12 protein-coding genes and 1 pseudogene are annotated in these 10,325 nt (G+C 65.5%); 3 read left to right on the forward strand and 10 right to left on the reverse strand.

The window, feature by feature from the left end; all coding sequences use genetic code 11:
• Window positions 1–18: 18 nt before the first annotated feature.
• Window positions 19–939, reverse strand: a complete 921-nt coding sequence (thyX, locus tag K1Y73_RS05500) for an FAD-dependent thymidylate synthase (RefSeq protein ID WP_225027054.1) — start codon at window positions 937–939, stop codon at window positions 19–21.
• A 195-nt stretch (window positions 940–1,134) separates the two neighbouring features.
• Here thyX and K1Y73_RS05505 point away from each other — a divergent pair, with 195 nt between their 5' ends.
• The 3 genes from K1Y73_RS05505 to K1Y73_RS05515 all read left to right on the forward strand — a co-directional run bounded on the left by K1Y73_RS05505 (window position 1,135) and on the right by K1Y73_RS05515 (window position 4,056).
• Window positions 1,135–2,151 (forward strand): hypothetical protein, encoded by a 1,017-nt coding sequence (locus K1Y73_RS05505; protein ID WP_225027055.1) that lies wholly within the window; start codon window positions 1,135–1,137, stop codon window positions 2,149–2,151.
• The gene (locus K1Y73_RS05510; protein ID WP_225027057.1) at window positions 2,148–3,521 is read left to right on the forward strand and encodes a surface lipoprotein assembly modifier; all 1,374 of its coding nucleotides are present in this window, start codon (window positions 2,148–2,150) and stop codon (window positions 3,519–3,521) included. Before K1Y73_RS05505 ends, K1Y73_RS05510 begins: the two co-directional genes overlap by 4 nt.
• A 106-nt stretch (window positions 3,522–3,627) precedes the next feature.
• Window positions 3,628–4,056 (forward strand): VOC family protein, encoded by a 429-nt coding sequence (locus tag K1Y73_RS05515; RefSeq protein ID WP_225027059.1) that lies wholly within the window; start codon window positions 3,628–3,630, stop codon window positions 4,054–4,056.
• A gap of 67 nt (window positions 4,057–4,123) precedes the next feature.
• On the opposite strand, the gene ribD is transcribed toward K1Y73_RS05515, so the two are convergent.
• The 9 genes and pseudogenes from ribD to K1Y73_RS05555 all read right to left on the reverse strand — a co-directional run.
• Window positions 4,124–5,197, reverse strand: a complete 1,074-nt coding sequence (ribD, locus tag K1Y73_RS05520; RefSeq protein ID WP_225027069.1) for a bifunctional diaminohydroxyphosphoribosylaminopyrimidine deaminase/5-amino-6-(5-phosphoribosylamino)uracil reductase RibD — start codon at window positions 5,195–5,197, stop codon at window positions 4,124–4,126.
• Window positions 5,198–5,214: 17 nt separating this feature from the next.
• Entirely contained in the window at window positions 5,215–5,682 is a 468-nt protein-coding gene (nrdR, locus tag K1Y73_RS05525; RefSeq protein WP_225027060.1) for a transcriptional regulator NrdR, read from the reverse strand.
• A 177-nt stretch (window positions 5,683–5,859) separates the two neighbouring features.
• On the reverse strand, window positions 5,860–6,348 hold the full coding sequence (locus K1Y73_RS05530) for a hypothetical protein (RefSeq protein ID WP_225027061.1): 489 nt from the start codon (window positions 6,346–6,348) through the stop codon (window positions 5,860–5,862).
• A gap of 101 nt (window positions 6,349–6,449) precedes the next feature.
• Window positions 6,450–6,578 carry a hypothetical protein gene (locus tag K1Y73_RS21990; protein ID WP_263626523.1) on the reverse strand — a complete coding sequence of 43 codons (129 nt, stop codon included), beginning with the start codon at window positions 6,576–6,578 and terminating at the stop codon, window positions 6,450–6,452.
• A gap of 63 nt (window positions 6,579–6,641) precedes the next feature.
• Window positions 6,642–6,896 carry a Txe/YoeB family addiction module toxin gene (locus tag K1Y73_RS05535; protein ID WP_225027062.1) on the reverse strand — a complete coding sequence of 85 codons (255 nt, stop codon included), beginning with the start codon at window positions 6,894–6,896 and terminating at the stop codon, window positions 6,642–6,644.
• Window positions 6,893–7,165, reverse strand: a complete 273-nt coding sequence (locus tag K1Y73_RS05540) for a type II toxin-antitoxin system Phd/YefM family antitoxin (protein WP_225027063.1) — start codon at window positions 7,163–7,165, stop codon at window positions 6,893–6,895. Before K1Y73_RS05540 ends, K1Y73_RS05535 begins: the two co-directional genes overlap by 4 nt.
• A gap of 43 nt (window positions 7,166–7,208) precedes the next feature.
• A complete protein-coding gene (locus K1Y73_RS05545) occupies window positions 7,209–7,568 on the reverse strand; it encodes a hypothetical protein (RefSeq protein WP_225027064.1) in 360 nt (119 codons plus the stop codon).
• A 13-nt stretch (window positions 7,569–7,581) separates the two neighbouring features.
• Window positions 7,582–9,597, reverse strand: a complete 2,016-nt coding sequence (gene rpoD / locus K1Y73_RS05550) for an RNA polymerase sigma factor RpoD (protein ID WP_225027065.1) — start codon at window positions 9,595–9,597, stop codon at window positions 7,582–7,584.
• Window positions 9,598–9,689: 92 nt separating this feature from the next.
• Window positions 9,690–10,325 (reverse strand): annotated as a pseudogene (locus K1Y73_RS05555) (DNA primase); the annotation flags it as partial.

Below are 10,325 nucleotides of genomic sequence, written 5' to 3' on the forward strand. Positions count from 1 at the left end.
GCGGGGCAGGGGCTGGGGTCAGCCCCAGACCGCCTCGAATTCCCGCCATTCCCCCTTGGACATGCCCGAGCCTTCCTGGCCTACCGTCTCTCCCGCCAGCCGGCGCTTCAGCACCGCAATCGCCTTGGCCGACAGCGTCGTGCCGCCCATCCGGTAATCCTCGAAGGCGGCATAGGCCAGGGGCACCCAATCCTTCACGCAATCCGCAATCGCTTCGGCATAGACGCGGATCTCGTATTGCGCATGCGCATCGGCGCGCAGGCGCAGGAAGTGGAACAGGTTGTGCAGGTCGGTCTTCCAATACCATTGCGTGTAGATGTTCGCGGGCAGGTTCATCCGCGCCAATTCCCGCGCCAGGCCCTGCTGCGGCGTGCCATCGGCCTGGGTCTGGCTGAGCATCGCCTCGTAATCGTCATAGCATTGCGCTGCGTCGCGCTTCAGCATCTCCAGCACGCGGGCGGCTTCGGGGCCGGCCAGTACCTCGCCGCGGCCCTGATTGTTCACCGTCGACTGCGCGGCCAGCTGTTCCGGCGCCGGAATGTAGAATTCGCGGTCCAGAATCGAATAGCGCGCCGAGTATTCATTCACATTGGCGGTGCGGTGGCGAATCCATTGCCGGGCCACGAAGACCGGCAATTTCACATGCAGCTTCACCTCGCACATTTCGAACGGGGTCGAATGCCAATGCCGCATCAGATAGCGGATCAGCCCCTCGTCATTCGAGACATGCTTGGTGCCGGCGCCATAGCTGACCCGCGCCGCCTGCACGATGGCACTGTCATCGCCCATGTAATCGATGACCCGGATGAAGCCGTGGTCCAGCACCTCATGCGCACGGTAGAGATGCGCCTCCATCCCTTCGGACACCGCACGCAACGTCGGGCGCGGCGTGGCGCGGGCGGCTTCGATCTCGGCACGCTGGTCATCGGTCAGGGGCATGGGGCGGGCCTTTCTGTGGGGAGTGAGTCGGCGACGACTATATCTGGTGGTGCGGCATCCGAAAACCGCAGGATCAAGCGTGATGCGGGCCGGAAACGGCCGGGCCGAAAGCTGTGAACAACCCGTTTCTGCTCTGACTTTCAAGGGCTTTGACAGCATTCCTTATGTGGATTTCTTTACGGCCGGGTGGGCGGTATGTCACAACGCTATGCGCAGGTTCTGGTTCTGGCGGGTTTCCTGGCCGGCTGCGGGGGCAACCCCTTCCTTCCCGACGAGCCCAGCGAAGAGCCGGCGAACCCGGTCGAGCAACTGCCCGGAACCGAAAAGCCCTCGGCCAGCAAGTCGATCACCCGATACGAGGCGCGCGAAGACGGCAATGGCAATGGCTATGCCGAAAACATCACCTATGACGCGGAAAACGATACGTTCTCGGTCGACAATCTGGGGTTCGACGGCGACAACCTGTACAGGCGCGGCATGGCGGTGGCCAGTCTGGGGCCCTATCGGGTCTATGAGGCCAGCGAAGTCGTCGAAGATCCCTATTCGCACCGGATGATCCCGCAATTCGAACACCGGCTGCTGGCCGGCGTGTCAGACTCGGGCAAGACCAGCTTCGCCATCGTGCGGACCGGCGCCTATATGGATTACGGCTTTGGCGGTTTCGTGATGAAACGCGAGGGCGGGGTAAACCTGCCCAGTTCGGGCCAGGCCGGCTATCTGGGGGATTATGCCGCGATCCAGGATGCGAAGGGTGCCAGTGGCTTGCGTTATGTCACCGGCCAGGCGCAGGTGGCCATCGACTTTGCCGATTTCAACGATGGCGATGCGGTGCAGGGCGCGATCTACAACCGCCAGATCTTTGACGTGAACGGCAATGACATCACCGCGGCGGTGATCGGTCAGCTGAATGACGAATTCAACCCGGACCGGATCGGCGGGAACGATATCAGTGAATTGCCGGTGCTGTCCTTCCGGGTCGGGCCAGGGGCCATTGACGCGAATGGCGAAATCCGCGGCATGGTCGACAGTTTCCTGGTGGATTACGGCAGCGGCGGCGCGCAGGTCGTGACCTATGAGACCGGGAATTACTACGCGATCATCGCGGGCGAGAATGCCGAAGAGATCGTCGGCATCATCGTGGTCGAATCCGCCGATCCCTATTTTGACAATGTGACGGTGCGCGAGACCGGCGGCTTCATCGCCTACCGATGAGCGGCGGGCGCGTCACGAAGCGGCTGCGGGCTCTGGCGCTGATGCTGGCACTGTTGCCGGCCCCGGCGGCGGCAGAGCCGATGCAACTGGACCCGGCCAACTTGCTGCGGCTTGCCGTGATCATGCTGGACAGCCAGCGCCCGGCCGAGGCGCTGGCCATGGCCGAGGCGCTGGTGCAGCGCGATCCCGGCGATGCCGGGGCGCTGGCGGTGAAGTCGCGGGCCGAGCGCGATCTGGGCCGCACCGATCAGGCGGTGGCGACGGCGCGGCTGGCCTGGAAGGCGGCGGAAGATCCGGGGCAGAAATACGATGCGGCCATGGTGATGGCCCAGGGCCTGGCCTCGGGCGGGTCGAAATTCCGTGCCCAGTTCTGGCTGCGCCGGGCGATGGAAGTGGCCCCGGATGCCGCCGCCCGCCGCGCGGCCGAGCGCGATTTCCGCTATGTCCGCACCCGCAGCCGGCTGTGGCTGCGCTTTGATGCCTCGCTCCGGCCTTCGTCCAACGTCAACAACGGCTCGTCCAGTTCGGTTCTTTGGTTCTACGGCCTGCCCTTCGTCCTGTCGGGCGATGCGATGGCCCTGTCGGGAACCGAGGGCGATCTGGCGATCTCGCTGCGCTGGCGCGTGCAAGAGACCGAAAGCGCCAAGACCGATCTGCGGCTTGGGATGGTGCAAAGCTTCGTGATCCTGTCGGATGAGGCGAAGCGGCAGGCGCCTGACGCCCGGGGGTCGGACTATGCCTATGCCGCGATCGAGGCGGGGCTGGATCATGCCTGGAAGCCCTTCGAGGGCGGCGAGATCACGGTTGCGGGCCGGGCGGGGCACAGCTGGTATGGCGGCGCCGAGCTGTCGGATTATCTGGGCGTCGATCTGGGCCTGTCCAAGGCGCTGGACAAGCGCCTGACGCTGAGCGCCGGGCTGGGCTATGAGCGGCAGAACCGGCTCGATTCCGCGCGGAATTCGGCGGATGTCTTCACGCTTCGGCTGGGCGCGACGCGGCGGTTCGCCTCGGGCGACCGGCTGGTGCTGGGCCTGACCGCGCGCGACACGCAATCGGGCGCGACCGAGATCGACCATGTTGCGGCGCGGCTGCGGCTGGACTGGGACCGGGCACGGCCGGTTCTGGCCGGAGCGGCGACGCTGTCGCTGGGCCTGTGGGCCGAGACGCGGGATTATGCGCAGTCGCGCTATGCCGCGGGCGGGCGCGAGGATGTGACGCTGGGGGCCGAAGTTTCGCTGGGCTTCGAGAAGGTCGATTACATGGGGTTCATCCCGGTGATGACGCTGGGCGCGCAGCGCACCGACTCGAATGTCAGCCTGTATGACAGCGAGACCCTGGGCCTGGGCCTGGCGATCCGCTCGAAATTCTGACCCGCCCGGCGCCGATTTCTGCCGCAGCCGACCCGCCCGGACGATCCACCCTGTCGCTTTGCCGCAGCACCGGGTTAGGATCGGCGTCATGACAGGAGGGCGTCTGATGCCGATCAAATATCTTCACACCATGGTCCGGGTTCTGGATCTGGACAAATCCATCGCGTTTTTCCGGCTGCTGGGGCTGGAAGAGACCCGTCGCCACGACAGCGAGGCCGGGCGCTATACGCTGGTCTTCCTGGCGCCGCCCGGCCAGCCGGATTGCCCGGTGGAACTGACCTACAACTGGGATGGCGACGAGGGCCTGCCCTCGGACAGTCGGCATTTCGGCCATCTGGCCTATGAGGTTGACGACATCTATGCGACCTGCGCGCATCTGCAGGCCAATGGCGTGCTGATCAACCGCCCGCCGCGCGATGGCCGGATGGCCTTTGTCCGCTCGCCCGACAATATCTCGATCGAGCTTTTGCAGGCGGGGCCGGCGAAGGCACCGGCCGAGCCCTGGGTGAGCATGGAGAATAGCGGGCATTGGTAGGGAATTTGGCTGGTGGCCGGGGGCTCTGCCCCCGGACCCCCGGGATATTTTCGCAGAGAGGAAGGCGCTAGAAAGACCAGAGGCTGAACTGGTCGGGGCCAAGGGTCTGGGTCTCGCGCAGGGTCAGCCGCGGGGCGTCGGCCAGGCGGTCCAGCCCGAGCGGGCCCAGAAGCGGGCGGCTTTCGGCGCCGAGAAGAAGGCCGGCGCTGTACAGCGCCAGGTCGTCGACAAGGCTTTCGGCAACCAGCGCGGCGGCAAGCGTGGCGCCGCATTCGGCCAGGATCCGGGTCAGGCCTTCCTCGGCCAGGCTGCGAAAGGCCTGGGGCAGGGCGATATGGCCATTGGGCGTGGTTGCGACCTCGATCAGCCTTGCGCCGGTTTCGGCCCAGGCCAAGCGGCGGGGCTGGGGCGCGTCGGGGCCGTGCAGGATCCAGACCGGATGGGTTTCGGCCGAGCGGCCAAGCCGGCTGTCGGGGGAATGGCGCAGGTTGCTGTCCAGCACGATCCGCAGCGGTTGGTGGCCGGTGCGGCCCAGATGGCGCACGGTCAGATCGGGGTCGTCGGCCAGGGCCGTGCCCGATCCGATCAGCACCGCATCATGGGTCAGCCGCAGCAGATGCACATGCGCGCGCGCCTGGGGCCCGGTGATCCAGCGACTTTCGCCCGAGGCCAGCGCGGTGCGCGCATCCAGCGAGGCGGCGAGTTTCAGCGTGACCAGCGGCAGGCCCCGGGTCAGGCGTTTGAGAAAGCCTTGGGTGACGCGCGTGGCCGCTTCGGTCAGCACGCCTTCGGTGACCTCAATCCCCGCACGGCGCAGGATGGCATGGCCGCCGCCAGAGACGCGCGGATCGGGATCGGTCAGCGCGGTGACCACGCGGGCGATGCCGGCCGCGACCAGCGCCTCGGCGCAGGGGCTGGTCTTGCCGTGGTGCGCGCAGGGTTCCAGCGTGACATAGGCGGTGGCGCCGTGCGCCGCATCGCCGGCCTGGGCCAGCGCCACACGCTCGGCATGGGGCCGCCCGCCGGGTTGGGTGGTGCCGCGGCCCAGGATCTGGCCGTCCTTGACGATCACGCAGCCGACCGAGGGGTTGGGCCAGGTCGTGCCATTGCCCCGCGCGGCCAGGCGCAGGGCATGGGCCATATGGATCTGATCCGGCGTCACTCTTCCGGCTTTTCGCCCGGGCGCAGCTCGCTGACGAAACGGTCGAAATCGCCCGCGGCCTGGAAGTTCTTGTAAACGCTGGCAAAGCGCACATAGGCGACGGTGTCGATCCGCGCCAGGCTTTCCATCACGATATCGCCGATCTGCTTCGACGGGATATCGGTCTCGCCCAGCGATTCCAGCCGCCGCACGATGCCCGAGATCATCTGGTCGATGCGTTCGGGGTCGATCGGGCGTTTCTGCATGGCGATGCGGATGGCGCGTTCCAGCTTGTCGCGATCGAAATCCTCGCGCTTGCCAGAGGATTTGATCACGACGAGATCGCGCAGCTGCACGCGCTCGTAGGTGGTGAAACGACCGCCACAGGCGGGGCAAAAGCGGCGGCGGCGGATCGAGACGTGATCCTCGGCCGGGCGCGAATCCTTCACCTGGGTGTCGATGTTCCCGCAAAACGGGCAGCGCATGGGCGCCCTCCTCGTATGGTCTTGATGTGCCTGCCTCAGAGTCCGGGGGTGTGCCCCCGTGATTGCCACCGACTATAGGGGCAGGTTCAGCATCTGGGCAAAGGGCTTTTTCGACCCACCCGATCTGGGGCAGGGGGTGTGGCGGAGGGGACTCAGGCCGGGGCTTTGCGCGGCGGCTTAGCAGCCGCCATTCTGCCAGGTCTGGGTGGAGTAGTTCCAGCACTGGCCGGCGGCTTCCTTGGCCTGGAAGATCAGATCCAGATCCGAGGGATCGGGGGCGGTGGAACAGCTTAGCTCCGCCAGCACCTGGTCGCCCTGCTGCACCGTGACGCCGCCCTGCCAGGCGGGCTCGGGCTGGTTCTCTTCCATCTGCTTTTCAAGCGAGGACCAGACTTCGTAAACGACGCCGCGATTGTGGAAGCGCACGGTCTGCCAGATCGCGCGGCCGATGCCGGGCCAGGGCTGAAAGTCCAGATCGGCGACCGGGGTTTCCAGCGTGAGGTCGGGCTTGCCTGCCGGGCCGAAGCTGTAGGTGGCCGTGGCGCCGGTCAGGCAGACCTCCAGCCTTGCGGCCTTGATCGGGCAGGAAAACAGCAGCTCGCCGGCGCAATCGGCGAAGGCCGGAAAGGGCAGGGACAGGGCAAGGATCAGGGACAGGGCACGCATCGGGGTCTCCGCTTTGCGGACCAGTTTGCGCGGTGCAGGGCGCGGCGGCAAGGGGCGGGGAACCGGACCCGCGCCTGCCGGCTTGCGCCCGGGAAGGCCGCCTATTTGCCGCCCTTTCGGGTTTCCTTGTTCTCTTCCGAAATCGTCTTGGCGGGCGGCATGTCCTTGCCGCCGGGCGGGGCCTTGGTGGTGGCCCCGGGGGCGGGGCTGGGTTTCGGGGATCGGGTCACGGCGCATGTCCTCCGACAGGGTATCGGGACAACGGCCAGAGGGCGGGTCGGGTTCCCGCGCGGCTAATAATGATAACGGCACTGCACGATGACCAGCGCCTCGCCCTCGACCCGGTAGACCAGACGATGTTCGCGGTCGATGCGGCGGGACCAGTGGCCGCCGAGGTCGCCCTTCAGCGGTTCGGGCTTGCCGGTGCCTTCGAACGGATGGCGCAGGCATTCCTGGATCAGCCGGTTCAGCTTCTTCAGCGTGGTTCGATCATTCTCGATCCAGTGCTGAAAGTCTTCCCACCCATGATCCTGAAACGTCAGCTTCATTCCTTTTCGTAGGCGAGAAGCTCTTCCATGGTCTTGACCACGACCTTGCCCTCATGGCTTTCGGCAATGGCTTGCAGCAACGCGGCCCGGTTCGCCGGGCTGGCCAGAAGATAGGTGGTCTCATCCATGCTGGACCAGTCTTCCAGACTGACCATGACCACCGGCTTGCCCTTGGCGCGGGTGACGATGACCGGCTCGTGATCGTCATTCACCTGGTCCATGACCGAGGAGAGGTTCTGCCGAAGTTCGGTGGAGGAGAGGGTGCGCATGGCTGCAAATGTACGCGATTGCGTACGAAAAAGCAAGGGCCGCCTAGGCTGCGTCGCGGATCATGTCCAGCCAGCGGGTCGCGGTGGCCGCGTCAGCGATGCGCAGCGTGATCTCGCCCTTCGCGGTCAGGCGGGCCTCGGGGAACCGCGCCCGCACGGATTGGGCGGTCAGCCGGCCGCGGCGCAATTCCGGCTTGCGGATATAGGCCAGCACCCAGTCGTCATTGGGAATTGCGGCGAAGCAGAAATCCGCTTCGCGCAGGATGCGCAGGCTGTTCAGGAAGCCTTGCTCATGGGCGTGCAGGGTCACTCCTGCAAGCCCTGAAAAGCCGCTGACCAGCACATCAAACGCTGCCTTCGCATCTGCGGCCAGGATCTCGTCTCGCAGATCGGCAATGTTCATGACTTAGGGGGCCTTATTGATCCAGGAAGCTGCGCAGCTTGCGCGAGCGGCTGGGATGTTTCAGCTTGCGCAGCGCCTTGGCCTCGATCTGGCGGATCCGTTCGCGGGTAACGCTGAACTGCTGGCCCACCTCTTCCAGCGTGTGGTCGGTGTTCATGCCGATGCCAAAGCGCATCCGCAGAACCCGTTCCTCGCGCGGGGTCAGGCTGGCCAGAACCCGGGTCGTGGTTTCCTTCAGGTTCTCCTGAATGGCGGAATCCAAGGGCAGGATCGCGTTCTTGTCTTCGATGAAGTCGCCAAGCTGGCTGTCTTCCTCGTCGCCGATCGGCGTTTCCAGCGAGATCGGTTCCTTGGCGATCTTCATCACCTTGCGAACCTTCTCGAGCGGCATCTGCAGCTTTTCGGCCAGTTCTTCCGGCGTCGGCTCGCGGCCGATTTCATGCAGCATCTGCCGGCCGGTGCGCACCAGCTTGTTGATCGTCTCGATCATATGCACCGGGATACGGATGGTGCGCGCCTGATCGGCGATCGAGCGGGTGATCGCCTGACGGATCCACCAGGTCGCATAGGTCGAGAACTTGTAGCCGCGGCGATACTCGAACTTGTCCACCGCCTTCATCAACCCGATATTGCCTTCCTGGATCAGGTCCAGGAATTGCAGCCCGCGGTTGGTGTATTTCTTGGCGATCGAGATCACCAAGCGCAGGTTGGCCTCGACCATTTCCTTCTTGGCCTGGCGGGCTTCTTTCTCGCCCTTCTGCACCTGCTGCACGATGCGGCGGAATTCCGAGATGTCGACGCCGACATATTGGCCGACCTGGGCCATTTCCGTCCGCAGGTCTTCAACCTGGGTGCGGCTCTTTTCGAACAGCACCTGCCAGCCGCGGCCGGATTTGGCGACCATGCGGTCAACCCAGGTCGGGTCCAGCTCGTAGCCCTGATATTCGTCGATGAATTCGCGCCGGTTGATCCGCGCGGCATCGGCCAGCTTCACCATGTTCGAATTGATCGACATGATCCGCTTGTTGATGCCGTAAAGCTGGTCGATCAGCGCCTCGATGCGCGAATTGTTCAAGTGCAGCTCGTTCACCAGCAGCACGATTTCCGAGCGCAGCTTCTGATAGGCCGCTTCCTCGGCCGCCGAATAGCGGCTGGTCGAGGACAGCGTCGCATTCATCCGGCTGTCCTGCATCTCGGCCAGCTTGGCATAGTCGCGCGCAACGATGGCCAGGGTTTCCAGAACCTTGGGCTTCAGCGCCGCTTCCATCGCGGCCAGCGACAGGTTCGAGCCTTCGTCGTCATCGTCTTCGGTGTCTTCGCGCATGATCGGATTGCCATCGGCATCCAGTTCCGGCTCGGACGAGGCGGCACGCGGCCGCGGCGCCGCGGCGGGGGCGGCCTGGCTTTCCAGATCGATGCCGTCCAGCGGCGGGCCTTCCAGATCCTCGTCCCCGTCCAGCGAGCGGCCGAAGGTCGCCTCAAGGTCGATCACGTCGCGCAGCAGGATCTCTTCCGACAGAAGTTCGTCGCGCCAGATCGTGATCGCCTGGAAGGTCAGCGGGCTTTCGCAAAGCCCGGCGATCATCGTGTTGCGGCCGGCCTCGATCCGCTTGGCGATGGCGATTTCGCCCTCGCGCGACAGCAGTTCGACACTGCCCATCTCGCGCAGATACATGCGCACCGGATCGTCGGTGCGGTCCAGCGTTTCCGAAGCGGTGCCCGCCAGCGCGATCTCGCGCGAGGACGAGGTCTCGACCAGATCGCCCGTGGCGGCGGCCTCGCCATCCTCGGTGTCTTCATCCTCTTCGGCGACACGGATGCCCATCTCGTCCAGCATCGCGAGGATATCCTCGATCTGGTCGGAAGAAGAGGTATCCGAGGGCAGGACGGCGTTCAGCTGAGCCATGGTGATGAAGCCGCGCTCGCGCGCATCGGCGATCATCTTCTTGACGGCAGCCTGGCTCATGTCGAGCGAGAGGTCGGCGTCATCGGTCTCGGGCTTGACGTCGTCGGTATCCTTGAGGGCCATGGGCATTCCTTCGGTCAGCGGCGCCGCCAGCGAATCAACGGAGGCAGACGAATCATTAGCGCGAATCACGGGGAGATCGAACCCCGAATCAATCAGTTGCGGCTGCGCCCGCCGCGAGAGAAGTCGATCGTGTCGCGCAAGCGGCGCGCGCGCTCAAGTTCTTCGCGATCCAGCTCCACTCCATTGGGCGCAATCAACCCTTCCGTTTTCTGTTCCTTCGGCCCGCGCGCGGCAGAATGGCGGGCCTCAGCCGCCTGCGACAGATGCCATGTCACGCCTTCATCGGCCAGATGGCGCAGGTCTTCCTCGGCCTCGGCCACGGTCGCGCGATGGGCGCGGTCGGCCTGCAGGCTGGCCAGATCGGTTTCGACACAGGCCGCGGCAAATTCGGCATCGGCCCGGGGCTGCAGCGCCGGTGCGATGCGGACATGGGGATTGGCGCGCAGCCGATCAAGGGCGGCGGGGCTGTCGGTCTCGATCAGCCCGGCGCAATCGGGGTCATGGCCATGGGTCAACAGCAGGTTGCGCAGCCGGCGATGGTCGTCCAGCGCGAAATCCAGCCGCTCAAGCGCGGTTTCAAAGCGCGGGATCAGATCGGGAAAGCGCAGCAGCGCGGCCAGGATCACCGCTTCGCGCAGGTGATCCTCGGGCACCGCCGTGGCCAGAAGCGAGGCGCGGGTCGAGGGCAGGGGCGGCGCCGGCGGCGCGAAGCGGCCGGTTGCGGCGCG

Origin of the sequence: Xinfangfangia pollutisoli (genome assembly GCF_020179405.1) — a bacterium.
In the GTDB taxonomy this organism is placed as follows: Bacteria; Pseudomonadota; Alphaproteobacteria; order Rhodobacterales; family Rhodobacteraceae; genus Pseudogemmobacter; species Pseudogemmobacter pollutisoli.

Coding starts and splice junctions, on each gene's coding strand:
- thyX (WP_225027054.1), bottom strand. CDS start 939: ATGCCCCTGACCGATGACCAGCGTGCCGAGATCGAAGCCGCCCGCGCC.
- K1Y73_RS05540 (WP_225027063.1), bottom strand. CDS start 7,165: ATGCGCACCCTCTCCTCCACCGAACTTCGGCAGAACCTCTCCTCGGTC.
- K1Y73_RS05530 (WP_225027061.1), bottom strand. CDS start 6,348: ATGCGTGCCCTGTCCCTGATCCTTGCCCTGTCCCTGCCCTTTCCGGCC.
- rpoD (WP_225027065.1), bottom strand. CDS start 9,597: ATGGCCCTCAAGGATACCGACGACGTCAAGCCCGAGACCGATGACGCC.
- nrdR (WP_225027060.1), bottom strand. CDS start 5,682: ATGCGCTGCCCGTTTTGCGGGAACATCGACACCCAGGTGAAGGATTCG.
- K1Y73_RS05515 (WP_225027059.1), top strand. CDS start 3,628: ATGCCGATCAAATATCTTCACACCATGGTCCGGGTTCTGGATCTGGAC.
- K1Y73_RS05535 (WP_225027062.1), bottom strand. CDS start 6,896: ATGAAGCTGACGTTTCAGGATCATGGGTGGGAAGACTTTCAGCACTGG.
- K1Y73_RS05510 (WP_225027057.1), top strand. CDS start 2,148: ATGAGCGGCGGGCGCGTCACGAAGCGGCTGCGGGCTCTGGCGCTGATG.
- ribD (WP_225027069.1), bottom strand. CDS start 5,197: ATGGCCCATGCCCTGCGCCTGGCCGCGCGGGGCAATGGCACGACCTGG.
- K1Y73_RS05545 (WP_225027064.1), bottom strand. CDS start 7,568: ATGAACATTGCCGATCTGCGAGACGAGATCCTGGCCGCAGATGCGAAG.
- K1Y73_RS05505 (WP_225027055.1), top strand. CDS start 1,135: ATGTCACAACGCTATGCGCAGGTTCTGGTTCTGGCGGGTTTCCTGGCC.